The sequence below is a fragment of the Oceanobacillus sp. E9 genome (genome assembly GCF_001741975.1).
Lineage (GTDB): Bacteria > Bacillota > Bacilli > Bacillales > Amphibacillaceae > Oceanobacillus > Oceanobacillus kimchii.
In genome coordinates, this window is record NZ_LSNA01000009.1 from 238,355 (window position 1) to 264,836 (window position 26,482).

Sequence of the window (26,482 nt, forward strand, 5' to 3'; positions counted from 1 at the left end):
TTTTAAGACTTTACGATTCGATCTTGCCAATGTAATGTTCGACTTTCTAGTTTTTTCAAAATCCAGTCTGTACCTTTTCCAATGAATGCAAATAACAATATACTAGCTAAAATCGTTTCAGGAGATAGTGTGTTTTGACCTGCAATCAATAAATATCCTAAACCTTGACTTGCGCCCATTAATTCAGCAGCTACAACAAACATCCATCCAAGTCCTAACCCACTTCGAAGACCTGTAAGAAAAGAAGGTAACGATGCGGGTAATATAATTCTTCGGACAAGTTGAAAGGTAGACAATCGATTCATTTTACCAACTTCAATCAACTTTCGATCAACGCCTGTGATACCACTTATGATATTTAAATACACTGGAAAGAAGACGCCGACACTAATCATGGTAATTTTAGAAACTTCACCAATTCCCATCCACAGAATAAATAACGGAACCCAAGCTAAAGAAGGAATAGCCCGAAAAGCTTGTATTAATGGATCAAATAACAATTCTGCTTTTCTATACAAACCTACGAGTCCACCGAGCATAAGAGCGGCAGCAGTACCTAGAAAAAATCCAGCAAATACTCTATATAAGGTAATACCTACATGCCCCCATAAAGATCCATCTTCAGCAAGATTGATGATCGTACCAACAACTGTCGTTGGTGCAGGTAATAAATACGTAGGAAAGTAACCAAATCTACTTAACACTTCCCAGACAATTAATAGCAAAATAGGAATAATACTTCCCATCCAAATTACTTCATATGACAAAAATGATTTGTTTCTCTTAAACTTATTTTTATCCCAATTAATAACTTCTTCAGACACCTTAGACAAGACAGCCACCTCTAATTATTAATTTAGCTCTTCTATAAATGATGGTTGGACAAGTTCATTTACAACCTTCTCAATGTCCGTATCAGCTTCAATAACTTCTCCCTCTAGAAGAACCTCTGCTGAATTTCTTAACGTATCTCGATGCTCATCTCCAGGAATGGAATTGGAAAAATCATTCCTCTCTAAAGTCTGTTTCGCTACATCTAGTGACATCTCTGCTTCTTCAGATAAAATCTGTGCAGCTGCTTCTGGATTATCTATTGTCCACTCTCTTGCTTTTTCATACGCTTCAATCACAACATGAACATAATCTGGATATTCTTCTGCAAAATCATCTCGCACGTTTAAAAAACCATATGTGTTAAATTCTTTATTTCGATAAAACAAGGTTGCATCAGATTCTAATTCGGCTCGAGCCATATGTGGATCTAGCCCCGCCCATGCATCTACGGAACCTTTAGACAAAGCAACCGCTCCATCACCATGTTGTAAATTGACAATTTCTAAGTCAGCCGCTGTTAATCCAGCTTCATTTAAAGCCCGTAGTAGAAAAATATATGGATCCGTACCTAACGTGGCAGCCACTTTTTTTCCTTTTAATTCTTCTACCGATTGGATTCCTGACTCAGAATCAGCAACTAAAGCTGTCCACTCTGGTTGAGAATAAATATATACATTTTGAATTGGAGAACCCTTGGCTTTAGAAACAAGCGCTGCAGATCCTGCAGAAGAACCAAAATCAATACTATCACTTGTTAAAAATTCTAAAGCCTTATTACTACCTTGACTTAGTACCCACTCCACACCTATTCCTTCATCTTCTAAGGCTTCTTCTAACCATCCTTGTTCTTTTAATACAAGGCTTGTTGGTGAATAATACGCATAATCTAACCGAATCTTATCAGGCTTTCCATCTGCTGCACTTGAATCAGATCCACATGCTGCTATTAAACTAATTATTATTATCACTAAAGCTATACTCATTAACTTACTTCTCATTAAATTCTCCTCCTTATAATTATTCAAATAAGATTACTTGGTTTTATAACAATGAGGTTCGTACTTCTCCAACTGTATCTAAATGAATAGTATAGGAGATTTACCATCAATATAAGATTTGTTATGCCTTAAATCGATAGCCTACATTATGTTCTTTTAATGTTTTATCTTTCCCAAACAAGAAATGCTTCTCCATATTAGGAGAATAGGGAGAATTAATGGTCTCCTTACCGACTGCCTCTGCAACAGCTCTAAGCATTGCTGGAGATGCTCCACAACATAACCCAATATAATTAACACCAATCCCCTTTGCTTCTTTTGCCCACTCTGCTAATTCATAACGGTTATGGTACAGTGGATCTAAAGCAGTTGGAAAAGTTGTTTCAGTAGGCAAATGGCAACTACAACCACCATCAGGTAAATTAAAAAATGTCGGATGCTCATCTGATGTACGATATGGAATGGGTAATGCTCCTACATAACCGTCTACATGCTTTCTAATTTTTGCAATATAAGGTTGCATCGTATCTGGACCTCGGAAACAATTCATTCCAACTACAAGTGCTCCCTTTTCCGATAATATTTTACAAGATTCCTCTACCGTATAGCCATCCCTTAAAATGTTTTCTCCCATTAACCCTAGTGTAATGACAGCTGGCAAGTCTTTTTTCAATATTTCTTCCAAAGCAATTTCTGCTTCTTCATGATAATAAAATGTTTCACCATTAATAAAATCAACATCTTCTTCTTTACTCCACTGAGCCATTTCAGCGAACATCTCTCTAACTTTAGATTTGCTTGATTCATCATAAGGGTCAAAGATATTTGTATTAGATATATTTCCTGCAACTAATGCTTCTTCCAATGGATGCTCTTTCGCTACTTCCTTTGCTAAACGAATAGCACTTCTATTCAATGGTTCTAATAATTCTTCCTTGCCAATAATGCGCATTTTTTCTCGATGTGCATTGTATGTAAATGCTAATACAACATCCGAACCAGCATTCATAAAATCACGATACGTTTGTTTTAAAGCATCCGGGTTCGCAAGTGCTACTTCTGGTACAAACGAACCTGCCTGTAAATACCCTCTCCTCTCTAATTCAAATAAATATCCTTCTCCTACTATTACCGTACCTTCTTGCAAACGTCTTTTTAAACTACGCTTCATCATAATCTCCTCCTTCATTATTTTTACAAACAAAAACCCTTCTTCCAAAAGTAAGAAGAAGGGTTAACCTACATTGTTCTTCTTATCTTTAAGGCATATAAGCCTATTGGAATTAGCACCATACCTTATAAGGCTGGTTGCTGAGACTTCATCGGGCCAATCCCTCCGTCTCTCTTGATAAGTCTAACTATATTTAATTTTTTAAAAATTAACTTTTTAATATCTTATATGATAACCATAAAATAATCAATAGGAAATTTAAATTATTCATTTATTATTTTTTAAATGATTTCCTAGTGAGTGATGCCGTGCCTGATAAAAAACTGCCAGTTGCAATCTAAATCAAAAATATATTGTAAATATTTGTTATACTATTATCAATCATAGGATTAGGAGTGATGAAAATGTATGAACTAAAAACAAAAGAAACAGAAAACAGTGTTATTCAATTCATCGAAAGTGTTGATCATCTTCAAAAGAAAGAAGATGCTTATAAACTATTAGATATATTTACCGAATCTACTGAGTATCCAGCAAAAATGTGGGGAACAAGTATTATTGGCTTTGGAAAATACAATTATAAATACGCTTCTGGCCACTCCGGAGAATTTTTAATAGTAGGATACTCTCCCAGAAAATCAAAAATTAGTCTCTATCTCGCAACAGATATTGTTCAAGATAGTGAATTAATGACAGCTTTAGGTAAATACACTACCGGAAAATCGTGTGTTTATATTAACAAACTCAGCGATATTAATCTTGATATCTTACGTCGTTTAATTAAACAATCACTTTTCCATATCAAATCAACTTATCCTGATACTGCAAAATAACTTAGCACTGTTCGATCAATATTGCCATTCCTTGGCCGCCACCAGCGCATAAAGTTGCTATACCATATTGCTGTTTTCTTTTTATTAGTTCATAGATTAATGTCGTAATTATCCGGGTGCCCGTAGCACCGACCGGATGACCTAACGCAATCGCCCCTCCATTAACATTTACTTTTTCATGATCCAAACCTAGTTCACGAATAACAGCAACGGATTGAGAAGCGAAAGCTTCATTCAATTCTAGTAAATCTATGTCTTGGATTGTTTTTTGATTTCGTTTAAGTAGTTGTTTGACTGCCGGTACTGGGCCAATTCCCATTATTTCAGGGGAAACACCCGCTGTACTCCAATCTACGATTCTTGCGAGTGGTTGCAAGCCAAGATGTTTGGCATGTGATTCTTTCATAATAACCAAAGCTGAGGCACCATCATTTCTGCCGCAAGCATTACCAGCAGTCACCGTCCCACCTGCTTCAAATACTGGATTAAGATTTGCTAGTTTCTCTAGAGATGTATCAAATCGAGGATATTCATCTACTTCAAATATAGATATCTGTTTCTTTTCCACAACCTCAATAGGAGCTATTTCATCTTTAAACCGTCCACTTTCTATAGCTTTTTTTGCTCTGCGCTGACTTTCTATCGCAAATGCATCTTGATCTTCTCTTGATATATTATATTTTCTAGCAACATTCTCAGCTGTAATACCCATAGATAGATTCTTACCATAGATTTCTTGAGGTTGTTGTCCTGCTTCTAAATTAGAATCGACAATGGTTGTTCGATCTCCTCCAAATCTAGTATTTCGTAAGTATATTGGAGAACGGCTCATACTCTCTGTCCCACCCGCTATGACAATATCAGCTTGATTACTAAGAATTTGTTGTACTCCAGATGTCACTGCCTGGATTCCAGATGCACATAATCTATTTACTGTAAAAGCAGTCACTTGTTCAGGGATACCCGCTCTTAGCGCTGCTACTCTAGCAATATTCGATGATTCCGTCGTTTGTCTTACTTCTCCTAAAATAACCTCATCTACGTGATCAGCTGGCATATAAACTCTTTGTAGCACTTCTTTAATCACATGACTTGCTAGATGACCAGAAGATACATTTTTCAATGATTTACCATATGCTCCAATTGGTGTTCTAGTTGCACTGACAATAACTATCGGATCGTCCATACCTATACCTCCCTACAACTTGCCCTTAGCTATAATGTTTCTTTAATTGTCCAGCAATAATATTCTTCTGAATTTCCGATGTCCCTTCATAAATTCGTGTAATGCGCGCATCTCTATAAAATCGTTCCACAGGAAAATCTGAAATATATCCAATCCCTCCATGAACTTGAACTGCTTTATCTGCTACTCGGTTGTATACTTCCGAACCATACAGTTTTAACATCGCTGCTTCCTTAATTACATTTTCTCCATTGTCAACCATCCATGCCACTTTATAAGTCAAAGCCCGTAATGCCTCTATCTCTACAGCCATTTCAGCTAACATGTGTGCAACTGCTTGGTGTTCAATAATCGACTTACCGAATTGTTTTCTTTCAATTGCATAAGTAGTCGACATATCTAATAACTTTTGGCTTGAACCTAAATTCCGAGCTGCCAAACCAGCACGACCATTGGTTAAAATTTTTAAGGCATTTACATACCCCTGACCCTCTTCACCTAGTAAATTTTCCGCAGGCACTTCACAATTCTCTAAAATTATTTCCGCTGAGTGAGAACCTCTCAGACCCATTTTTTCTTCAATCGCTCCTATATGAAATCCCGGAGCTCTCTTTTCTTCAATAAAAGAAGAGATGCCTTTTGCTCCTTTCGTTGGATCTGTAACTGCCATCACAGTAAACACTTCTGCTTCTGTGGCATTGGTAATGTAATGTTTTATTCCATTTAATATATATTTATCTCCCTTTTTAACGGCAGAAGTTTTTAAAGCACTTGCGTTCGACCCAGCTTCAGGTTCAGTTAGCGCAAATGCGCCTATTTTTTCTCCACTTGCCATGGAAGGCAAGTATTTTTGCTTTTGTTCTTCATTCCCCATTTCCACTATTCCAACAGTACCAATTCCAGTATGAGCTCCGATTAGAGTCGTATATCCATTATGCGTTGCTCCAATTTCTTCATATAATGCACACTTTCCTATCATTCCAATCCCTATTCCACCGTAGTGTTCAGGGATACTTAAACCAAATAACCCCATTTCTTTTGATAATTCAATTATTCGTTCGGGGATTCTATTTTTTTGTTCAATATCATCAGCGACCTGCTCTACCTCTGTTTGAATAAAGTTTCGAACGTTTTCTTTTAAAGATTGAATGTTTTTATCTAATTCAAAGTTCAAACTGTATGACCTCCTATTGTTGCAAGTTTCAATGTACTGTAGAAAAAAGCAAAGAGGCTGAGACAGGTATTTACTTAAACGAATGATATATAAAGAAAACTATCAGAAAAGAAATATACTCCGGTTGCTCATGCATAGGAGTCTGCACAGTCCTTCTCCCCCAAACCTTAATATTTCTTCTGCTTCTTCTAGTTATCGTTCGTTCTTTGAACAAAATCTCAACCTCTACTAGATGATTAATTCTTCGTAGATACTTTAATCAATTGGAATTCCTATTATTTCTCCATCTTCAACTGCACTAACTCTCGTAAGAATTTCGAATCCTCCATTTTCATCTATATTTGGAATGACATATACTTGTTTTTCTTCTGGTAACGCATCTAATCCAGCCTGTATATGCTCTCGAATTACAGTGGCATCCTCTACATTTCCTGCTGCTTTCATTGCTTCTACAAAAATATGCAAACTCACATAATGGAAACCAGCTTCTGATCCTGGTTCAATTCCGTGCTCTTCTGTATATTTCTCTACAAATGCTGGAACTCCAGGATAATCCGCTTCTACCAATGGCATGGTCCCAATTGCACCTTCTAGAACTTCATACGTTTCTGTAATTCGCTTCATTTCATCTAATTTTGCTTGGTCCATAATAATAAATCCACCTTCAAACCCAAGTTGTCTCGCTTGATTAACAACATTCGCTGTTGGTTCAGATGGTCCTCCTAGGAAAATTACATCAGGGTCTGACTCTAAGGCATTTGTCAATAATGTATAAAAATCCGTTTCTTTTGCAAAATCTACCGATGCCTCATGTACTACCTCTCCTCCTTGTTCCTCCCAATACGGAAGTAATTCATCAGCCCAATCTTGACCATACTGTGTTACTGGAGGAATCGCCGCTAATTTATTCCCAAACCGATCCATCGAATATTTTGTAAAAGGCTCGACATATCCATGATAACTAGGCGGAATTCTTACGGTTAATTCATTGCCTTGTTCTGTAATTGCAGGTTCACTAGAGTAAGCCCCAATAATAAAGTTTTCTTGTTCATTAAACACTTGAAGCGCTGCAATCCCCCCACTATGTGGAGCATAAATAATTGGTGTAGCATTTTCTTGCACTAATCGTTTTGCATTAGAAGCTGATTCATTTGGTAAATACTTATCATCAAGAGAAACAATATTTAACTTATATGTTTCACCATTAACCTCAAATCCTTCTTCATTAATTTCTTCTGCAGCCATCTCTAAACCATTTAAAGTATTTTCTCCATATAAAGCAGCAGAACCACTTAAAGGACCGGTATATCCAATGTTAACAACCTTCTCCTTTGTCTCCGCATTCGTACTAGAGTCCGTACTATTATTATTTGTTGTTGAACTACCATCAATGCACCCCGCTAAAACGACAATAACTAATAAGGAAATCAAACTTAAGAAAATTTTGTTTATTCTCATTATAATTCCTCCTATTTTTTAAATACAAAGGATTTAAGCCCCTATATAAGCCTTTCTAACTTCTTCGTTTGAAAGTAATTCTTCTTTTGAACCTTCTACTACAACCCCCCCGTTTTCAAAGACATATCCCTTATCAGCAATATTCAAAGCGGCATTTGCATTTTGTTCGGCTAGTAGAATAGTAGTTCCTTCCTGATTAATCTGTTGAATACTATCAAACATTTGCTCCACAATTAAAGGTGCTAACCCTATAGATGGTTCATCTAACAACATTAACTTAGGCTTCGCCATAAGCGCTCTTCCAATAGCTACCATCTGTTGTTGTCCTCCACTCAGTGAACCAGCCATATCATGGCGTTTCTCATATAATATTGGAAATAACTCATATACTTCCTTTATAGTCTGTTTAATTCTACTTTTTGTTTTCCGATGAATATAAGCTCCCATTATCAAGTTGTCATATACCGTCATTCGGGGGAATAACTTCCTGTCTTCCGCACATTGTACAATACCTGCTTGCACAATTTTATCTGGTGATTTTCCCTTCAACGCCACCCCTTCAAACTCAATTTCTCCAGAAGCTGTTTTTTTCAATCCACTTATCGAATGGAATACTGTACTCTTCCCAGCCCCGTTCGCCCCTAGTAATACAACAATTTCTCCCTGTTTAACTTGAATATTAATATTGTTTACAGCAGCATAATTTCCATATTTGACCGTAACTTTATTTAGCTTAAGCACTTGCACTCCCTCCTAAATAAGCACGAATCACTTCTTCATTTTGATTTATTTCATTTGGTGTGCCTTCAGCAATCTTTTCACCATAATTTAATACCATGATCTTGTCAGCTAATTCCATAATCATTTTCATCTTGTGTTCAATTAAACAAATAGTTATTCCTTGTTGCGCCATTTTTTTAATTAAAGCGGATAATTCTTCGGTTTCATCCGGATTAACTCCAGCTGTCGGTTCATCTAGAAATATAATTTCAGGATCTGTTGCTAATGCAAGTGCAAATGCTACTCTCTTTTTCTCTTCTTGCGATAAATTTGCAACAGGTACATCGGCTACATTGGATAAGCCAACAAAGGATATGACTTCTAGTGCTTTCTGATTTGAACGCTCTTGTTCTTGCTTTAACCGTTTTGTTCGAAAGATCGCATCCCACAAATTTGATTGGGTTCGTAAACTATGACCAACGACAACATTTTCAAAAACATTTGACTTTTCAAATAGATGTGTAGTTTGGAAAGTTCGTGCAACCCCTAATTCAGCTATCTTATTTGCTGGCAATGTAGAAATATCTTTGCCTTTAAACATCACTTGCCCTGAGGTAGGTTTGTAAACACCACTGATTAGGTTAAAAAATGTTGTTTTCCCAGCACCGTTTGGGCCAATAATTGCGTTTATTTTCCCTTTATCTATTGAAAAATCAACATTATTTACGGCTCTTAAACCTCCAAACTGCTTGGATAATTCCTTTGTTTCAATATACATGTATGACACCCCTTTCTAAGCTTCTTTTTTTTGTTCTTTTTGCCGTAAAGTTCTTTTTTGCTGTAAGTTTTGCTTCATACTAGAAAACATACCTACTATACCTCGAGGTGAGAAGATGATTAATAATGCTAGTAATGGACCAAAGATTAACATTCGATAATCTTGTAAGAATTGTAAGTTCTGAGAAAGCCATACTACTAGAAGTGTTCCTATAATCGGACCAGATAATGTACCAATACCTCCAACAATTAAATACATCAGTAGATCAAATGTTATATTTGTAGAACCGATATCTGGACCTAAAAAACGTATAAAACTTGCATATAACGCACCGGCTAACCCAGCAAAAAAGGTAGATAAAACAAAGGCAAGTAGTTTATTTTTTTTCGTTGAAATACCTAATGATAGTGCAAGTTGTTCACTATTTCGAATTGCAACTAGCTTTCTTCCGACTATGGAATTTACAATTCTATAAATAACGAAAATAGAGAAAAGCAATACGACTAAAATGAAATAATATTGTGCGATGTTACTTTCAAAAGAGATCGGTCCAATATCAGATGGTAACGGTATTCCCATTAAACCTCGAACACCTTCTGTCAAACTATCCCACTTATCAATTAATAAATAGATGACATACCCTACACAAAGCGTATATATAGCAAAGAAGTGTTCCTTGGTGCGCAATGCAATTAATCCAATACCAAACCCAATGATTGTTGTTATAATTGGTGCTAAAAATAGAGCTAGCCAAAAACCTACTTCTGCTTTCACCGTTAATAACCCTAATGCATATGCCCCTATTGCAAAAAATCCAGCATGAGCAAGTGATAAATAACCAGTATATCCTGCCAGAATATTTAAGCCATACACGGCTATCATCCATATAAACGATAAAGTCATTACATGAATATAGTAATTATTTTGTGTGAATAGAGGGAAAAGAAGGGCAACTAAAAGCAATCCTAAAACAATGTATTTTTGTGTATTATTTTTGATCAATTAATGTTCCCCCTTTGCAAATATGCCATTAGGTTTGATAGAGAGAATAATGATCAGAAGAACGAAAGCAATGATATCTTTATAATCACTCGAAATATAGGTTGCCCCAATACTTTCACTAAATCCTAAAATGTAACCACCTACAATGGCACCAGGTATACTCCCCATACCACCGATAATAATAATGACAAATGCCTTTAAAATAACGAGATGCCCCATGCCCGGAAATACTAGATTAATCGGTGATGTAAGCGATGCTGCAATTGCCGCTAGAGCACCAGCTATAAAGAACGTCAACATGGCAACTTTATTCGCATTGATTCCAACCAAAAACGCTCCTTCTCGATTTTGTGACAATGCAATGATTGTTCGACCTATAAACGTTTTTTTAAGAAAAACATAAAGTAGTATCATGACAACAATTGCTGCCACAACAATTAAAATTCTTTGGACAGTAAATGTTAATCCAAATACGTTTACGACCTCATTATATGGTGTTGGCATTTCGCGATAATCCGGTCCCCAGAACAACTGAGCAAACGCTTCTAAAAATAACAACATCCCAATTGCAGCAATCATACTATTAATGGATATAGAATTTCTTAGAGGATGAAATATGAGACGTTCCATTAATAATGCTAGAGTTCCAACCACCAGTACAGAGATAATCATAGCTAGCCAATAGGATAATCCCGCATAGACCATCATGGTTAACGTTACATAACCACCAATCATATAAATAGCTCCATGAGCAAAATTTGGTACATGCAAAATCCCATAAACTAGTGTGAGCCCTAACGCTACTAAACTATATACACTCCCTATCGTTAACCCATTGAATAACTGCTGTATTAATATCTCCATGCATTCTCCCCCTTCTTTGTATAAATTTACATAAAGTGAGTCAATTTCATAATAGATATTTCATGTCAAATCTGAATGTCGACGTTTTGATTTTCATTGCAGACGGACGCTTTTTAGCAGGCAAAGTTTTTAGCTAACTTGAAAAGAAGAAATTTTTAAAGCGGATCTTCAGCTCGAGCTGTTCCTGTAGGAGTAACCGTCTTCCATTTCAAACAAAGCCAAGTTATCGCTATAATCCGAACTAAATTAAAGCGTTTACATTTTGTCCAGCAAAAATACTTTTCCAATTGATTATCTTCTACTTTCTTTGCTCTCGTTTTTACCAAATTGCGGATTTCTCTTTTCCTTAAACGCTTGCACTCCTTCTGCGTGATCCTCGGTTGTCACCATCGTCGCCTGAGTAATTCTCTCTTGCTCAAGAATTTCTGACAAACTAGAAGTAAGTGAGAGATTGGTAAGTTTTTTAATAAATCCATACGCATAACTAGGACCAGAAGCAATCTTAGACGCAAACTTTTCGACTTCATCATCAAATTGATCTACTGTATAGATTTGATTAACAATACCTAAAGAGTGCGCCTTCTCAACAGAGATTGGCTCTGCATTAAAAAATAACTCTTTTGCTAGGTATGGACCAACTATCCTTGGAAGAAAATATAATCCACCACCATCAGAAATTAAACCAACTTTAGAAAAACTAAGAATAAAATTACTTCCTTCTGTCGCTACAATTAAATCACTTGCCAACGCCAAGTTGAAACCAGCACCAGCAGCATACCCATGTACTGCAGCAATTATTGGCTTTTCTAAATTATTCATTTGAATGATTAACTCATTTAGTTTACCGATATGATCGTAAGTGTGAATAGGATCCTTCTTCCCCATTGTTTTTACATCCCCACCGGCACTAAAAGATCTTCCTGATCCTTTGATAACAATAGCTTTTACCCGATCATTCGTGTTCGCTTCGGTTAGAGATTCTTTTAAACCTAGTATCATCTCTGGACTAAACGCGTTTAAACGATCTGGTCGATTTAACGTTAGATACATTACGTTCTCTTTTATATCTACAATTACATCTTCATATTTAAAATCAGACATTTTCTTCACCTCTTAAATTTTTTATGAATCACATACGTACCATCTTTTAAATATGGAACTACAAAACAAACATCTTTTTTAGCTACATAGCCAATATCATGATGAATCCCCATCTCAACTAACTTTCTGCCTACCCGAGAGTTTAGTAATACTTCTTCTGCTTGATTAACTTTCCCAAGATAAAATTGATGTGCTGTCATGGCTGTATCTGTCAAATCCCACTCCAAACCCTCTTTAGAATATTTTTTGAGACATTCAATGAAATAACCAGCTCCATAGAAATCTTCTATATTAAATTCACCAGATGAACCAGAACATGCTAATATAATCGTTTCATTTTCGTAATATTGCAAAATTTCATTTGCTACAGAAACTGAATTTAATAATGAAGCAGCATATACTTCGTTTGCCGCATGAGCGTTCTTCATTGCAACAGTTCCATTCGTTGTAGAGAGTATGACCGTTTTTTCTTTCACTTGTTCAATGAGATTACTTGGACTAGGAGAAAGAAAACCCTCTAAAGTTAATCCTTGATATTCTCCGACCAATATACAGTTTTCCTTCCCTGTTTTACATGCTTCACGTTTCGCTTCTTCTCCATTAAGTACTGGAATAACTTCATTTGCACCATGCTCTAATACGGCAGTAATAGTAGAAGTAGCTAATAATATATCAAAAACAACAACTACCTTACCATCTAACTTTTTTCGATTTAAATCCTCTTTCTTGAGCAAAACATGAATTTTCCCCAATTAAACACCTCATTCAAATGGATTATATTTTTTTATGGGTATTTTCCAGTGCAAACGTGATGAGGTTTCTTACATAACCATTTAAATCCTTAAATCGTTCATCGTTTGTTTGACCTTGAAACCAACGATAATAAATTTGTTGACAGATTACTGCTAGTTTAAAATAAGCAAATGTTAAATAAAAATGGATATTGGAAACATCTCTTCCACTTTTTTTGGAATATGATTCTATCCAGTCATTTCTAGTCAAAAATCCTGAATATTTTGTCGTTACCTCTTTATCATCTAATCCTTTTTTCAATAATGGAGAATCAATTGCTTCTGTCCAATAACTCATCGCAACTCCTAAATCTGCTAAAGGATCGCCGACTGTGGTCATTTCCCAATCAAATAATCCGACAATTTCACTAAAGTCCTCATTAAACATTAAATTATTTAATTTATAATCATAATGAATAATGGTGGTTTCCGAAGAATTTGGAATATGTTTCATCAACCACGATTTCAGTTGTTCCACTCCGTTAATATCATCTGTTTTTGCTCGATCATACCTCTTTATCCACCCATGAACCTGTCTTTCTAAAAAGCCCTGGGGTTTTGTGAAATTCACTAAATTCGTTTGGGAATAATCTATCTGATGAAGCTCTACTAGTGTATCAACCATATTCTCTGATACTTTTCTGCATAAATCATCTGTAACCTGTGTCTCTTCAGGAAAATCCGTATCTAATACAATTCCTTTTTTTCTTTCCATTACAAAAAAGGGACTTCCAATGACATTTTCATCCCCGTATATATATGCTCTAGGAGCAGGAGAAAAATGGGCTTGTATTTCCTTTAAAATACTAAATTCTCTACCCATATCATGAGCTTTGGGAGCAACTGGACCTAATGGAGGCCTTCTCAAAACCGCTTCCCAATTCCCAACCTTCAATAGGTAAGTCAGATTCGAACGTCCTGCACTAAATTGCTTCATCGTTAAAGTTCCATTTGGTAAATCTGTTAGCTTTTCCCTTAAGAAATCTTCCAAAGCTCTCTGATCAATTTCTTCTCCACGACGAACTGGAATTGTCTCTGCTGCCATCTTTACCCTCCTTACTTAGAAAAATTCATTTCACAGTTGTTGTTAACCATGCTTCAAGATTTTCTCTTAATTGTACTGGGATAGCTACCGATTGTTGCTTCTCATAATTAAAACAAACAATTACAGCTGTCGCTTGGGCAATTTTTTCATGCTGTTTATTAACTAACATGTGTTGCATATGAAAACTCTTTCCACCAATTTTTGATATAGTTGTAATTACTTTTAATGTTTCATCACCATAAGCCTGCTTTAGAAAATCACATTTAATAGATGCTAATATAAATCCAAAGGAGGAATCTCGATTAGGATGGATTTTCTTAAAGAATTTAGTACGAGCCTCTTCGAAATATAAGAAATAACTCGTATTGTTTACGTGTCCAAGCATATCCGTTTCACTAAACCTTACATATACTTCAATTTCATCATTCATATATATCCTCCTTTCCATATAGCTTTCTATCTTTTTATTCCTGATTAATTCCGTTTAAAATTAACTCCATATAATAATTGGTAAGTTGTTTTTCAGATACTTCTCCATCTGGATTAAACCAATAGTAACTCCAGTTTGTAATTCCGAGAATTCCTAACGTTAAAATATCAGGACGTATATTTTTATTAAATTCCCCTGCTTCTATTCCCTTAGTAATAATACTTTGAGTGTTGTTTCTAAATTTATTTCGTATATGTCTAACGATTTCTAAGTTTTCACCTTGCAAATGACGAATTTCTCTTGCAAAGATTCTTGCACTTTGTCGCTGTTTTCGAATATTACGGATGATTAATAACACATTATTGTATAGCTTTTCTTTATAGGTCTGTGTATTATTATTCAAGATTTCTTCTTGCGCAAGCAGAAGATTTTGAATATAAGTTAAATTGATATCCTTTAATAACTCTTGTTTGCTCTTGTAGTAATAGTAAAAAGTACCTTTTGTAACTCCAATTGCATCGACAATATCTTGAATTGATGTTTCACTGTAACCATGTGTATCAAACAATGGTATACTCACTTGAATTATTTTATCTCTCATAATCTATGTTCCTCTCATTTTTGTGGGTTATATTATAGCATACATAATCCACACAAATGGTTATAAGTCCCAGAATTAACCTCACTACTACACACTTTCAATCAATGCGGAAATTCCTTGTCCCCCACCGATACACGCTGTTACAAGACCATATTTGCAACCACTTCGTTGTAACTCATAAACCATTTTTGTCATTAGAATAGCTCCTGTTGCTCCAAGAGGGTGTCCATGAGCAATCGCTCCACCATTTACATTTAATTTTTTTCTGTCAAATTCTAGCACTCGATCGCAGGCAATAACTTGAGCTGCAAATGCTTCATTTAACTCAATAAGATCGATATCTCTTAAATTTATATTTTCTCTTCTGAGTAGTTTTTGTGTAGCTGGTACTGGACCGATACCCATCACATTTGGATCCACCCCGGCTACTGCAGAATTTCTAATAATCGCCAATGGGCTTAAACCTAATTCTTCTGCCTTTTCTCTAGCCATAATGACAAGTGCAGATGCTGCGTCATTTAGTCCAGAACTACTGCCAGCAGTCACTGTCCCCTCCTTAACAAAAGCAGGTGGTAATTTTTCTAATCCTTCAATAGTCGAATTCGGACGTGGATGCTCATCAATATCGAATACAATTGCACTTTCTTTCCGTTTAGGAACTGAAATTGGTACAATTTGTTCTTTAAACCGTCCTTCACGCATTGCTTCTCCCATTCGTTGTTGACTTGAAAGAGCATATTCATCCTGCTCTTCTCTTGAGATGTTATACTTATTTACGAGGTTCTCCGCTGTTATTCCCATTGGCGGGTCACCTATACGATCTGGAGAGAGTTTGGATTTTCGAATCGTTGGCGGCACGGGACTATATGCTTGCTCTGGTCGATCCATCAAATATGGAGCACGACTCATACTTTCAATACCTCCAGCAACATAAATGTCTCCCATCCCCGACTGAATAGCTTGCTGTGCCAGAACAATTGCATTTATTCCCGATCCACACTGACGATCAACGGTTAGTCCTGGTAAATGAATCGATAAATCTGCTTGTAAAGCTGCTAATCGAGCAATATTCCCCCCACCACTTAGTACATTACCCATGATTACATCATCGATTAGCGCTGGATCTACCTTTGCACGCTTTACTGATTCTTTGATTACTTCTGCTCCAAATACATGTGCAGGTACGGTCGCTAATGCTCCTCCCTGCCTCGCAATTGCTGTTCGAACAGCAGAAACGATTACGGCATCTCTATTCATCATTTATTCACCTCACCTTTCGAAAATTATGATGCTACATTGCCGCAGATCCTCCATCTACTACTATAGTTTCTCCTGTGACAAAGTCAGAAGCAGCTGAAGCTAAAAATAATGCCACTCCTTTTAAGTCTGTATCTGTGCCGAACTTTCGTAGCGGAGTTCGGCTTAAAAACTTATCCTTGCTCCTTTCGATTAAAACCTTCGACATTTTAGTCGGGAAAAATCCGGGCGCAATGGCATTTACATAGATTCCACTTGGTCCCCATTTCACTGCGAGATCTTTTGTAAATGTAATTACTCCACCTTTACTTGTGTTATAACCAATGGCATCCATTAATTCAGGATCAGAACCTTTTAATCCAGCTACCGAAGCAATATTGATTATTTTTCCATATTTTTGATCTTTCATGACTTTACCTACCGCTTGTGACATCAAAAAGGTCCCGATAACATTGACATTTATCACTTTTTGAAAGGCTTCTAATGGCATTTCATCAACTGGAGCTCCCCAAGTTGCACCACTATTATTTACCAAAATATCAATGGCTCCAAATTTTTCAATGGTTTTTTCAACAACTTGGTTAATATCTTCAGGGTTGGTAATATCACACTTTAATGCTAGTGACTGTGCTCCAATTTTCTCTAGCTTTTCACTTACTTCCTTACAATTTTCTTCCTTCCTGGAACAAACCACTACATTTGCACCAGCTTCAGCAAAACCTTCAGCTATTTGTTCACCCAGTCCTCGTCCTCCGCCTGTAACCAGAGCTGTTTTTCCAGTGAGATTAAATAACTCTTTAACATGCATACACTCATCTCCCAATTATTGATACTTGTTCAATTCCCATTTTGCTATAGACCTGCGATGAACTTCATCAGGACCATCAGCAAGTCGTAACGTTCGTATATTAGCCCAACTTGCAGCAATTGGATAATCTTCACTAACTCCTGCTGCTCCCATCACTTGAATTGCTTTATCAATTACATCAAGTGCCATGTTTGGAGCAACTACTTTAATCATTGCAATTTCAGATTTTGCTTCCTTATTGCCAACGGTGTCCATCATATAAGCAGCTTTTAAAGTTAATAACCGAGCCTGTTCTATATTCATCCTTGCATTTGCAATCCACTCTTGAATAACACCTTGTTCTGCCAATTTTTTACCGAATGTCTCGCGACTTAGTACACGCTTACATAAAAGTTCTAATGCACGTTCCGCTGCCCCTATCGTTCTCATACAATGATGAATTCTCCCCGGCCCTAATCTCCCTTGAGCAATTTCAAATCCTCTACCTTCTCCTAGCAACATATTCGATGCGGGTACTCTCACATTGGTATACTCAATTTCTGCATGTCCGTGTGGTGCATGATCGTAACCAAAAACAGGTAATGTGCGTTTAATCGTCACACCAGGCGTATTCATTGGTACTAGAATCATTGACTGTTGTTTATGCTTTTTAGCAGTTGGATTACTCTTTCCCATTACAATCGCGATTTTACATCGAGGATCGCCAGCTCCAGAGGACCACCATTTTGTTCCGTTGATAACATACTCGTCACCATCCCGGACAATACTTGCTTTTATATTTGTTGCATCCGATGAAGCAACATCCGGTTCTGTCATCGAAAAACAAGAACGAATCTCTCCATTTAATAAAGGTTCCAACCATGCTTTTTTTTGCTCCTTAGAGCCATATCTTTCTATTGTTTCCATATTACCTGTATCAGGAGCAGCACAGTTAAATACTTCTGGAGCAAGACCCGAACGCCCCATAATTTCACACAATGGAGCATATTCCAAGTTTGTTAATCCCACTCCGTAGTCACTATCTGGTAAAAACAAGTTCCATAGTTTTTCATCTTTTGCTTTCTGTTTCAATTCTTCTAGAATTGGTGGGATGGTCGAAAAACGATCCATGGGGTCAAGTTGTTCTTGATATAATTTTTCATTCGGATAAATATACGATTCCATAAACGATGTCAATTTTTCTTGATAAGACTTCACTTTATCTGAGTACTCAAACTCCATCTATTTCACCCCAAATTCATCTATTCATCTTCAAATAATTTAAATTTAATCGACCCTTTAATAACCGATTTATCATGTTGATTAACAGCTTTGACATCAAATAGTAAGTTGTCACTCGCCTTATCGGATACTTCTGCCTGTAACGTTACCGTATCATTTAAAAATACCATTCCAGCAAAACGAATCTTATAGTCTTGAATAAATCCTTCTTCATAATATGGTGTAAATAACTTTGCTAGATTTCCCATGGTCCACATGCCATGAGCAATAATTCCCGGAAGGCCAGCTTTTTCTGCTTCTTCATCGATTGTATGAATTGGATTAAAATCAAGAGAGGAACCAGCATATTTAATTAAATCCATTCTCGATACAGGATGTAATGTGATTTGTTCTAATCTATCACCAGTCTGAAGTTTTACTAGATTACTCATACTCCCATCGCCTTCCTTACTTTTTCTGTAATTATGATGGTAGCTTCTTCGGTAAAAATAACATTTCCTTGTGAATCTTCACCGTATCTTTTTGTAACTAAAAAGCCCATCAAACCATTTTTACCTTCTTTTTCATAGTAATCTTTTATTTTTGTGTAACAATACAATTCTTCTCCTACCAATAAAGGTCGTTCATAGTGATAAATTTGTTCACCATGTATGAGTCCCTTATTTGGAAGTTGAAGTCCTTTAATCTCCCCATAGTCAAATACTCTTGGAAACGTCGGCGGCGCAATATTTCTTCCATACCTTGATTGTCGCCCGGTCTCTTCGTTCACATAAATTGGATGCAAATCACCAATTGATTCTGCAAAACGCTTAACAATACCTTTTTCTACAACATTTTTAATCTTATTTGACTCTTCTCCGATCACATGACGAAACATAGATTCACCTCATTCCTAAATTGAATATTATGCTTTTGGACCACCCGCGACATAAATAACCTGACCACTGACAAATGATGATTTCTCATCCGCAAAGAATGCCACTGCATTGGCAATATCTTCTGGTTTTCCACTTCTTCCAACCGGAATTTGACTCACACTTCCTTTTACGAAATCATCAAATGGTATACCAACTCTAGCAGCAGTTTCTTTAGTCATATCCGTTTCAATAAATCCAGGCGCAACTGCATTTGCAGTTATACCAAATTTCCCTAGTTCAATCGCTAATGTTTTAGTCAGCCCTTGTAAACCAGCTTTTGCCGTAGCATAGTTCGCCTGACCTCTATTGCCGAGAGCTGATGTCGATGAAATATTAATAATGCGCCCATAATTTTGCTCTACCATATACTGTTGAACTGCTCGTGTTGCATTAAAAGCTCCTTTTAAATGCACATCCATCACTTGTTGCCAATCATTATCCGTCATTTTAAATAACAAATTGTCTCTAATTACCCCGGCATTATTCACAAGAATATCTATTGAACCAAATGCATCATTGATTTCCTTTACCGCCAACTCTACATCACTTGCATTTACAACATCTGCAACCTTTGAATAAACTGTATAACCTTTTTCTGTAAATTCTTTCGTTGCATGTATTAAAGCTTCTTCGTTTACATCAATAATTGCAACCTTCGCCCCTTCTTCCGCTAATAATGAAGCGACACCTTTTCCTATTCCTCTACTGCCACCTGTAATTAATGCTACTTTTCCAGAAAACCTGTTTGTCATCATTTTTTCCTCCTATACGTATTGCCCTAATTTGACATGTCCTTTTAGTAAATTCCTAGATATAATCACACGTTGAATTTCATCGGTTCCATCATAAATCCTCCACAATCTCGCCTCTCGATACCAACGCTCAATAGGTAGTTCACGCGTATAGCCCATTCCACCGTGAATTTGCATGACACGATCAACGACTCTTGTACCCATATTTGCTCCATACAATTTAGCAATTGATGCTAAGTGTCGATTATCTTCCCCTTGATCAAGAGTGAATGCTGCATTAAGCACAAGCCATCTTGCAGCTTCTATTTCTACTGCAGAATCCGCAATTTGCCATTGGATTGCTTGCCTTTCAGAAATAGGTTTACCAAAGGTTTCTCGCTCTTTCGAATAGTTAATCGCCATTTGTAATAATCGTTCTGCAGCTCCGACAGCGCGAGCACCGACAATCCATCTCGCGAAACCAATCCACTCGAGTCCTAAATTATAACCTTTATGCAATTCTCCTAAAATATTCTCTTCTGGGATTCGAACATTTTCAAAAAACAAGCTAGCCGGTCCCCATTCTCCCATCGTATGAATATATTCAGAATCCCATCCCATATCCCGGTCAGCAATAAAACATGTAACTCCTTCTCTACCTTTTGTCTTTTGATGTATTTCCTTATCGGTAATTGCAATTACCATAACAAAATCCGCTTCATTTCCACCGGTAATAAATGTTTTTTCTCCGTTAAGCACCCATTCAGAACCATCCTTTACTGCAGTCATTTTAATATTCTGTGTGTCAGATCCTGCACCTGGTTCCGTCATCGCAAAGCATGATTTTTTATCCCCATTTATCGTTGGAATTAAATATTTCTTTTTTTGCTCTTCATTCCCGTAATATAAAATATTATCTGCTGATCCTCCAAATTGAAATGGAACGAATGTTTTCGATACCTCCATTGCAACAATTGCTTGCATCATTTGTCCTAGATCTGCTCCACCATATTCTTCCGGAGTATTTATCCCCCAAAAACCAGCATTCTTTGCTTTCAACACCAATTCTTCTTGTTTTTCTTTTGAAAGACTTGGCTTTCCTTCTCGTTCATTTCGTAGCACATCATTCTCTAAAGGAATAAGCTCCTTCTCTACAAATTTGCGAATCGTTTGCTGTACCATTTTTTGTTCATCCGTTAATCTTAAATGCATAATTTCTCTCTCCTTTTCTCCATCTATATGTTTAAAGCTTGCCTAAAATACTAACCGGTTGGTATGTTTGTATTAAAAAATTTTAAGTAATTGATTGAAGTTAATATATTTGGTATAAAATCCGAATGTTGCGCTGTTTGATTTCTATTGCAGCCGGACGCTTTTTAGCAGACACGGCCTCAGCTAACTTGAAAAGAAGACCACTTTTCAAGTGGATCTTCAAGCTCTGTTGATCTGAGCAGGAGTCGCCGTCTTCCATCCCAATCAAAGCCAAGTATTTCGTCAATTTGTATATAACTATCACTGCATATTTATATAGTAACTAACCATTATAAAATTAACTTAACTAAATTGTTCTTTTAGCTTTCTTTTTAGAATTTTTCCGACAGCTGTCTTTGGTAGCTCTTGCAAAAATTCAACCGATCGAGGTACTTTAAATGAAGCTAATCTATCTCGACAATACTGTATTAGATCATCCTCTGTTAGTGTTGCGTTACTTTTTAATACGACAAATGCTTTTACTGTTTCTCCTCGATATTTATCAGGCACCCCAATAATAGCAACTTCCAGTACACTTGGATGTTGATAGATCACATCCTCAATTTCAACAGGATATACATTGTAACCGCTTGCAATTATTAGCTCTTTCTTCCTTCCAGTTATATAGAAGAACCCATCATCATCCATCTTTGCTAAATCTCCAGTATATAACCATCCATTTCTAAGCACTTGATTCGTTTCATCTTCCATTCTCCAATAACCTTTCATTACTTGAGGCCCTTTAATTACTAGCTCTCCCACTTCCCCATTCGATAATGTCTCTTCTCCAGTTGCTAAATCGACTATTTTAGAATCTGTATTTGGTATAGGTATGCCAATACTCCCTGGTTTCTGTAATCCCTCAACAGGATTGCGATGTGTGACTGGAGATGCTTCAGACAAGCCAAATCCTTCAGCAACATTAGATCCACTTACATTATTAAATTGATTTATAATTTCAACTGGTAGCGGGGCAGATCCACTTGAACATGTTCTTAAACAACTTAAATCAAATTGCTTCTCTTCATGATAATAATTTAATAGAGCAATAAACATCGTCGGTACACCCATAAATAAGCTAGGCTTCACTTTCTCAATAATCTCCACCGTTTGTTCAACCTCAAACCTTGGAACTAGAATTAAATTTCCCCCAATAAAAAAGGTAAAATTCATACAACTAGTCATTCCATAAACATGAAATAAAGGTGATATTGTGAGAACCTTTTCTTCTCCTGTCTTTATGTTAATTTGCGAAGTACCGTAACTTTGTATCGTATTAGCAACCAAATTATAATGAGTTAGCATAACTCCTTTTGATCGCCCAGTAGTTCCTCCAGTATATTGCAAGACAGCAATATCATCGATCGGATCAATCGAGATCTCTGGTAATTTATATCCCTTGTCTATTAGCAATTCATTGAATTTGGAATCGTTTTCAAAAGAAACTGGGATAATACTTAATAAATCGGTTTGATCCTTAACTTCGTCTACTATAGGTAATAAACTATCCAAACAAATAATAACTTTTGCTCCTGAGTCATTTAATACATGTAAAAGTTCATTAGACTTATACATCGGATTAATTTGAACAATAATTCCACCACAGAGCAATGTAGCAAAATAACTAATCGGATATTGCGGACAATTCGGTAACATTAAAGCTATCCGATCCCCTTTTTCGATGCCTAAATTATAGAGGGAACTTGCTACAGTATAAATCATTTTTTCAAGTTGCTGATACGTATACGTCTGATCAAAAAAAGTCATTGCTACCTTGTCTGAGTAAGTTTCCACAGATTTCAAGAGTAGCTCTTGAAGTGAGATTTCTGGTATTTGGACATTGGTTGGATTTCCTTCTGGAATATGTTTTACCCATGGTCTATCCATCTATTCTCCTCCTTCATCACAAACATACTAACCATATGGTATGTTCAGAATATTATAATAAAATTATAACAGAGATTATTAAAAAATCAATTGGAAATTTATTAATTTTGGAAGCAAATTTCTCTTTTATTATATAAAATAAAGAACTAGGACAAGAAAGTTACTCGAATATTTCTCATTACATAAACCATTTACATTAAAAGAGAGGGGAATCACTCTCCCCCCTCTTTTAATTATTTAAGAACGATATGTTGCTTCATTCCATTTCAATTCATTTCTTAAATCTCTCAGTTTCGTATCCTTATCAATAACAATGCACTCTATATTCGTCATCTCTGCAAAATCATACAATTGTTCAGTCGTAACTTCGAATGACAATACTGTATGATGCGCACCGCCTGCATAGATCCAAGCTTCAGTTGCTTCACTAAATGAAGGTTCTGGTTTCCATAACACTTTTGCTACAGGTAAATGTGGTGTATGATGTTCAGGACGTTCGGCTTTAATTTCATTAATAATTAATCGATAACGCCCTCCCATCTCAACCAAAGATACATTCACTGCATCTCCTGATTTCCCATCAAATACTAATCGTGCTGGATCTTCTCTATCTCCCATGGATAGTGGATTTACTACAATTTTGGGCTTATTAGCTGCTACTGTAGGACAAACCTCCAACATATGGGAGCCTAATATCATTTCATTTCCTTCTTCTAAATGATAAGTATAGTCTTCCATAAACGAAGTATTCTTATTGCTTGAGATAATCTTCATCAAACGTAGTAATGCCGCTGTTCTCCAATCACCTTCTCCAGCAAATCCATATCCTTCTGCCATTAAACGTTGAGCTGCAAGACCAGGAAGTTGTTTCATTCCATGCAGATCCTCAAAATTCGTAGTGAATGCAGTATAGTTTCCTTTTTCTAGAAATGATTTCAACCCAAGCTCGATTTTTGCTTGATATAGTATGGATTCTTGAGCAGAGATATTTGTATCAATGTCAGATGGAAATTCATATAGCTGCTTATATTCTTCATATAAATCATCAATTTGATCTTCTGTGATCGACTCTATTTCAGCTACTAAGTCACCAATACCATAATAATCTACCGTCCAACCAAATTTGATTTGAGCTTCAATCTTATCACCATCCGTCACGGCAACATTACGCATGTTATCTCCAAATCTAGCCACTCGAATTGATGTACCCTCTGATACTGCTACTGCACTGTACATCCAATTAGAAATCTTTTGACTAACCTGTTTGTTTTCCCAATGACCAACTACAACTTTTCTAGGAATCGCTAATCGAGATACCATAAAACCGAATTCACGATCCCCATGTGCAGCTTGGTTTGTATTCATAAAGTCCATATCTATGGAATCCCAAGGAATTTCTTTATGGTATTGCGTATGAAGGTGCAGTAAAGGCGTTTGTAACTCTTTTAAACCAGCAATCCATGATTTCGCAGGGGAGAACGTATGCATCCAGGTTATTAGTCCCCCACAGTTCCCATTAGTGTTTGCTTCTCTTACTACTTGTTGAATCTCAGTGGCAGTAGTGACCACTGCTTTAAATTCAATATTAAACGGTAAGTTTCCATTAATTGCCTTGACAATTTGCTTCGAGTTCTCCTTTACCTCTTGTAACGTTTCTTCTCCATATAGGGATTGGCTTCCTGTTACAAACCAAAATGTGTACGGTTTAATTGCTAACATTTGCATACCTCCATTAATTATATGTTTACTTCTTCTTGAATGCGTAAATCTTTTAAACGTTTCATCACATCATTTTCACCACGCCCAAAATAGTCATGTAGACGTTTGTATTCTTGGAAAATCTTTTCATAAATGTATACGTTTTCAGAAATTGGTTTAATAACTTTCTCTTTTACACGCGCCATATTATTTGCTGCTTCTATTGCAGTATCATATCCACCATTAGTTGATCCTGCTGCTATTGCAGCAAACATCGCTGCTCCTAGTGCAGGTGTATGCTTCGAGTCAGCAATAACAATGTTTCGATTTGTAACATCGGCATATATTTGCATTAAAAGCTTACTTTTGTGGGATAATCCGCCACATGCATAAAGCTCATCAACCGCTACACCATTTTGATGAAATGCATCCACAATCATTCTCGTGCCAAATGCAGTAGATTCTAGTAATGCTCGATATATTTCTTCTGGTTTGGTTTGTAGTGTCATTCCAAGAATCATCCCACTCAATTCTGTATCTACAAGCACTGAACGATTTCCATTCCACCAATCTAAAGCTAATAAGCCAGACTCACCAGGCTGATAATTAGATGCTTTCCACTCTAAAAATTGATATATATCTAAATCATGGTTCCTTGCCTCTTCTTTTACTTCTGCTGTTACACCTTGCTGCACAAACCAAGCAAAAATATCACCAACAGCAGATTGGCCTGCCTCATAACCGTAATACCCTGGTATTATGCCATCCTCAACTACACCACACATACCTTCTATTTGTTTTTCTTCCTCACCAAGTAACATATGGCAAATTGAAGTTCCCATGACCATAACCATTTTTCCCGGAGCTGTTACGCCCATTGCAGGTACCGCAGCATGTGCATCCACATTCCCTACTGCAACAGCTATACCTGGTTTTAACCCGGTTAAAAGCGCCATTTCCTCCGTTAAACCACCAGCATTGGTCCCTAAAGGTACGATTTCTCCACGTAATTTCGTCTCCACTAAGTCTTCCAAACGAGGATCCAGCGATTTAAAATAATGTTTACTCGGAAAGCCTTCTTGTTTATGCCAAATCGCTTTATATCCTGCTGTACAACTATTACGGATAAGATTCCCAGATAATTTAGAAATTACCCAATCGGTTGCCTCTACAAATTTATCCGTAGCTTCATAGATTTCTGGAGCTTCATCTAGTACTTGCCAGACTTTCGCTATCATCCATTCCGATGAAATCTTCCCTCCATAACGAGGTAAGAATTTCTCTCTTCTTTGTTCTGCAATTTCATTAATACGATTTGCTTTATCTTGTGCAGCATGATGCTTCCATAACTTCACCCAACTATTCGGATTTTGTTTCCACTTAGCATTAAACATTAATGGTTCACCGTGTTGATCAACAGGTAGAATCGTACAAGCCGTAAAGTCAATACCAATTCCAATGACGTCTTCAGGATCCACTTTAGATTGCTCTAATACCGCTGGAACAGAATTTTGAATAACTTCGATATAATCAGAAGCATGTTGTAAGGCCCATTCATGTCCTAACTTCTCGCCTGTTTCTGGTAGTACGTCATCTATTACACCATGATGATAAGGGGTAACATGATCCGAAATTTCCTCACCAGTTTGTAATGATACCAATACTGCTCTCCCAGATTCTGTTCCATAATCAATCCCAATCGTATATTTTTCTTCCATTACAAAAC

General features: G+C 36.5%; 26 protein-coding genes and 1 riboswitch. Of the genes, 1 reads left to right on the top strand and 25 read right to left on the bottom strand.

Annotated elements, in window-relative coordinates:
- Positions 1-2: 2 nt before the first annotated feature.
- The 3 genes from AQ616_RS17320 to AQ616_RS17330 form a co-directional block, all read right to left on the bottom strand.
- Positions 3-833 carry an ABC transporter permease gene (locus tag AQ616_RS17320; protein ID WP_017795810.1) on the bottom strand — a complete coding sequence of 277 codons (831 nt, stop codon included), beginning with the start codon at positions 831-833 and terminating at the stop codon, positions 3-5.
- Between the two features lie 18 nt (positions 834-851).
- Entirely contained in the window at positions 852-1,832 is a 981-nt protein-coding gene (locus AQ616_RS17325; RefSeq protein WP_069686406.1) for an aliphatic sulfonate ABC transporter substrate-binding protein, read from the bottom strand.
- Between the two features lie 121 nt (positions 1,833-1,953).
- Complete coding sequence (locus AQ616_RS17330) at positions 1,954-3,003, bottom strand: homocysteine S-methyltransferase family protein (RefSeq protein WP_205634389.1); 1,050 nt, start codon at positions 3,001-3,003, stop codon at positions 1,954-1,956.
- A 79-nt stretch (positions 3,004-3,082) separates the two neighbouring features.
- A riboswitch (SAM riboswitch) is annotated at positions 3,083-3,187 on the bottom strand.
- Between the two features lie 220 nt (positions 3,188-3,407).
- On the opposite strand from AQ616_RS17330, the gene AQ616_RS17335 reads away from it, so the two are divergent.
- A complete protein-coding gene (locus tag AQ616_RS17335) occupies positions 3,408-3,836 on the top strand; it encodes a DUF1801 domain-containing protein (RefSeq protein WP_017795807.1) in 429 nt (142 codons plus the stop codon).
- Between the two features lies 1 nt (position 3,837).
- On the opposite strand, the gene AQ616_RS17340 is transcribed toward AQ616_RS17335, so the two are convergent.
- The 22 genes from AQ616_RS17340 to AQ616_RS17445 all read right to left on the bottom strand — a co-directional run bounded on the left by AQ616_RS17340 (position 3,838) and on the right by AQ616_RS17445 (position 26,474).
- Complete coding sequence (locus AQ616_RS17340; protein ID WP_017795806.1) at positions 3,838-5,022, bottom strand: thiolase family protein; 1,185 nt, start codon at positions 5,020-5,022, stop codon at positions 3,838-3,840.
- A gap of 25 nt (positions 5,023-5,047) precedes the next feature.
- Entirely contained in the window at positions 5,048-6,196 is a 1,149-nt protein-coding gene (locus tag AQ616_RS17345; protein WP_069686408.1) for an acyl-CoA dehydrogenase family protein, read from the bottom strand.
- 255 nt (positions 6,197-6,451) lie between these two features.
- Positions 6,452-7,654 (bottom strand): ABC transporter substrate-binding protein, encoded by a 1,203-nt coding sequence (locus tag AQ616_RS17350; protein WP_017795804.1) that lies wholly within the window; start codon positions 7,652-7,654, stop codon positions 6,452-6,454.
- Positions 7,655-7,687: 33 nt separating this feature from the next.
- A complete protein-coding gene (locus AQ616_RS17355) occupies positions 7,688-8,395 on the bottom strand; it encodes an ABC transporter ATP-binding protein (RefSeq protein ID WP_017795803.1) in 708 nt (235 codons plus the stop codon).
- Positions 8,388-9,152, bottom strand: a complete 765-nt coding sequence (locus AQ616_RS17360) for an ABC transporter ATP-binding protein (protein WP_069686409.1) — start codon at positions 9,150-9,152, stop codon at positions 8,388-8,390. Before AQ616_RS17360 ends, AQ616_RS17355 begins: the two co-directional genes overlap by 8 nt.
- A gap of 15 nt (positions 9,153-9,167) precedes the next feature.
- Complete coding sequence (locus AQ616_RS17365; protein WP_069686410.1) at positions 9,168-10,154, bottom strand: branched-chain amino acid ABC transporter permease; 987 nt, start codon at positions 10,152-10,154, stop codon at positions 9,168-9,170.
- On the bottom strand, positions 10,155-11,018 hold the full coding sequence (locus tag AQ616_RS17370; RefSeq protein ID WP_017795800.1) for a branched-chain amino acid ABC transporter permease: 864 nt from the start codon (positions 11,016-11,018) through the stop codon (positions 10,155-10,157).
- A 291-nt stretch (positions 11,019-11,309) separates the two neighbouring features.
- Entirely contained in the window at positions 11,310-12,119 is an 810-nt protein-coding gene (locus tag AQ616_RS17375) for an enoyl-CoA hydratase/isomerase family protein (protein WP_069686411.1), read from the bottom strand.
- A gap of 5 nt (positions 12,120-12,124) precedes the next feature.
- Positions 12,125-12,871, bottom strand: coding sequence for a 2-phosphosulfolactate phosphatase (locus AQ616_RS17380; protein ID WP_069686412.1), 747 nt, complete (start codon positions 12,869-12,871; stop codon positions 12,125-12,127).
- 22 nt (positions 12,872-12,893) lie between these two features.
- Positions 12,894-13,955, bottom strand: coding sequence for a phosphotransferase family protein (locus tag AQ616_RS17385; RefSeq protein WP_069686413.1), 1,062 nt, complete (start codon positions 13,953-13,955; stop codon positions 12,894-12,896).
- Positions 13,956-13,980: 25 nt separating this feature from the next.
- Entirely contained in the window at positions 13,981-14,385 is a 405-nt protein-coding gene (locus AQ616_RS17390; RefSeq protein WP_069686414.1) for an acyl-CoA thioesterase, read from the bottom strand.
- A gap of 34 nt (positions 14,386-14,419) precedes the next feature.
- Complete coding sequence (locus tag AQ616_RS17395; RefSeq protein WP_069686415.1) at positions 14,420-14,986, bottom strand: TetR/AcrR family transcriptional regulator; 567 nt, start codon at positions 14,984-14,986, stop codon at positions 14,420-14,422.
- 87 nt (positions 14,987-15,073) lie between these two features.
- Positions 15,074-16,243: a thiolase family protein gene (locus AQ616_RS17400; RefSeq protein ID WP_069686416.1), complete on the bottom strand. Its 1,170-nt coding sequence runs from the start codon at positions 16,241-16,243 to the stop codon at positions 15,074-15,076.
- 34 nt (positions 16,244-16,277) lie between these two features.
- On the bottom strand, positions 16,278-17,051 hold the full coding sequence (locus AQ616_RS17405) for an SDR family oxidoreductase (RefSeq protein ID WP_069686417.1): 774 nt from the start codon (positions 17,049-17,051) through the stop codon (positions 16,278-16,280).
- 15 nt (positions 17,052-17,066) lie between these two features.
- Positions 17,067-18,272 (bottom strand): acyl-CoA dehydrogenase, encoded by a 1,206-nt coding sequence (locus AQ616_RS17410; protein ID WP_017795792.1) that lies wholly within the window; start codon positions 18,270-18,272, stop codon positions 17,067-17,069.
- A 20-nt stretch (positions 18,273-18,292) separates the two neighbouring features.
- Entirely contained in the window at positions 18,293-18,703 is a 411-nt protein-coding gene (locus AQ616_RS17415; RefSeq protein ID WP_069686418.1) for a MaoC family dehydratase, read from the bottom strand.
- The gene (locus AQ616_RS17420; RefSeq protein ID WP_017795790.1) at positions 18,700-19,149 is read right to left on the bottom strand and encodes a MaoC family dehydratase N-terminal domain-containing protein; all 450 of its coding nucleotides are present in this window, start codon (positions 19,147-19,149) and stop codon (positions 18,700-18,702) included. The genes AQ616_RS17415 and AQ616_RS17420 overlap by 4 nt, the downstream gene beginning before the upstream one ends.
- Before the next feature lie 27 nt (positions 19,150-19,176).
- Positions 19,177-19,941 carry a 3-oxoacyl-ACP reductase FabG gene (fabG, locus tag AQ616_RS17425; RefSeq protein ID WP_069686419.1) on the bottom strand — a complete coding sequence of 255 codons (765 nt, stop codon included), beginning with the start codon at positions 19,939-19,941 and terminating at the stop codon, positions 19,177-19,179.
- A 12-nt stretch (positions 19,942-19,953) separates the two neighbouring features.
- Complete coding sequence (locus tag AQ616_RS17430; RefSeq protein WP_069686420.1) at positions 19,954-21,132, bottom strand: acyl-CoA dehydrogenase family protein; 1,179 nt, start codon at positions 21,130-21,132, stop codon at positions 19,954-19,956.
- A gap of 342 nt (positions 21,133-21,474) precedes the next feature.
- Complete coding sequence (locus tag AQ616_RS17435) at positions 21,475-23,058, bottom strand: long-chain-fatty-acid--CoA ligase (protein WP_069686421.1); 1,584 nt, start codon at positions 23,056-23,058, stop codon at positions 21,475-21,477.
- 237 nt (positions 23,059-23,295) lie between these two features.
- The gene (gene araA, locus AQ616_RS17440; RefSeq protein WP_069686422.1) at positions 23,296-24,777 is read right to left on the bottom strand and encodes an L-arabinose isomerase; all 1,482 of its coding nucleotides are present in this window, start codon (positions 24,775-24,777) and stop codon (positions 23,296-23,298) included.
- Positions 24,778-24,794: 17 nt separating this feature from the next.
- Positions 24,795-26,474, bottom strand: coding sequence for a ribulokinase (locus AQ616_RS17445; protein WP_017795785.1), 1,680 nt, complete (start codon positions 26,472-26,474; stop codon positions 24,795-24,797).
- Positions 26,475-26,482: the final 8 nt, after the last annotated feature.

What these genes read in the sequence shown, in the direction of transcription:
- AQ616_RS17330 (WP_205634389.1), bottom strand. Translation starts at nt 3,003, where the DNA reads ATGAAGCGTAGTTTAAAAAGACGTTTGCAAGAAGGTACGGTAATAGTA.
- AQ616_RS17405 (WP_069686417.1), bottom strand. Translation starts at nt 17,051, where the DNA reads ATGCATGTTAAAGAGTTATTTAATCTCACTGGAAAAACAGCTCTGGTT.
- araA (WP_069686422.1), bottom strand. Translation starts at nt 24,777, where the DNA reads ATGTTAGCAATTAAACCGTACACATTTTGGTTTGTAACAGGAAGCCAA.
- AQ616_RS17390 (WP_069686414.1), bottom strand. Translation starts at nt 14,385, where the DNA reads ATGAATGATGAAATTGAAGTATATGTAAGGTTTAGTGAAACGGATATG.
- AQ616_RS17430 (WP_069686420.1), bottom strand. Translation starts at nt 21,132, where the DNA reads ATGCATTTAAGATTAACGGATGAACAAAAAATGGTACAGCAAACGATT.
- AQ616_RS17335 (WP_017795807.1), top strand. Translation starts at nt 3,408, where the DNA reads ATGTATGAACTAAAAACAAAAGAAACAGAAAACAGTGTTATTCAATTC.
- AQ616_RS17395 (WP_069686415.1), bottom strand. Translation starts at nt 14,986, where the DNA reads ATGAGAGATAAAATAATTCAAGTGAGTATACCATTGTTTGATACACAT.
- AQ616_RS17375 (WP_069686411.1), bottom strand. Translation starts at nt 12,119, where the DNA reads ATGTCTGATTTTAAATATGAAGATGTAATTGTAGATATAAAAGAGAAC.
- AQ616_RS17340 (WP_017795806.1), bottom strand. Translation starts at nt 5,022, where the DNA reads ATGGACGATCCGATAGTTATTGTCAGTGCAACTAGAACACCAATTGGA.
- AQ616_RS17385 (WP_069686413.1), bottom strand. Translation starts at nt 13,955, where the DNA reads ATGGCAGCAGAGACAATTCCAGTTCGTCGTGGAGAAGAAATTGATCAG.
- AQ616_RS17445 (WP_017795785.1), bottom strand. Translation starts at nt 26,474, where the DNA reads ATGGAAGAAAAATATACGATTGGGATTGATTATGGAACAGAATCTGGG.
- AQ616_RS17325 (WP_069686406.1), bottom strand. Translation starts at nt 1,832, where the DNA reads ATGAGAAGTAAGTTAATGAGTATAGCTTTAGTGATAATAATAATTAGT.
- AQ616_RS17350 (WP_017795804.1), bottom strand. Translation starts at nt 7,654, where the DNA reads ATGAGAATAAACAAAATTTTCTTAAGTTTGATTTCCTTATTAGTTATT.
- AQ616_RS17410 (WP_017795792.1), bottom strand. Translation starts at nt 18,272, where the DNA reads ATGGAGTTTGAGTACTCAGATAAAGTGAAGTCTTATCAAGAAAAATTG.
- AQ616_RS17370 (WP_017795800.1), bottom strand. Translation starts at nt 11,018, where the DNA reads ATGGAGATATTAATACAGCAGTTATTCAATGGGTTAACGATAGGGAGT.
- AQ616_RS17360 (WP_069686409.1), bottom strand. Translation starts at nt 9,152, where the DNA reads ATGTATATTGAAACAAAGGAATTATCCAAGCAGTTTGGAGGTTTAAGA.
- AQ616_RS17435 (WP_069686421.1), bottom strand. Translation starts at nt 23,058, where the DNA reads ATGGATAGACCATGGGTAAAACATATTCCAGAAGGAAATCCAACCAAT.
- AQ616_RS17415 (WP_069686418.1), bottom strand. Translation starts at nt 18,703, where the DNA reads ATGAGTAATCTAGTAAAACTTCAGACTGGTGATAGATTAGAACAAATC.
- AQ616_RS17400 (WP_069686416.1), bottom strand. Translation starts at nt 16,243, where the DNA reads ATGAATAGAGATGCCGTAATCGTTTCTGCTGTTCGAACAGCAATTGCG.
- AQ616_RS17420 (WP_017795790.1), bottom strand. Translation starts at nt 19,149, where the DNA reads ATGTTTCGTCATGTGATCGGAGAAGAGTCAAATAAGATTAAAAATGTT.
- fabG (WP_069686419.1), bottom strand. Translation starts at nt 19,941, where the DNA reads ATGACAAACAGGTTTTCTGGAAAAGTAGCATTAATTACAGGTGGCAGT.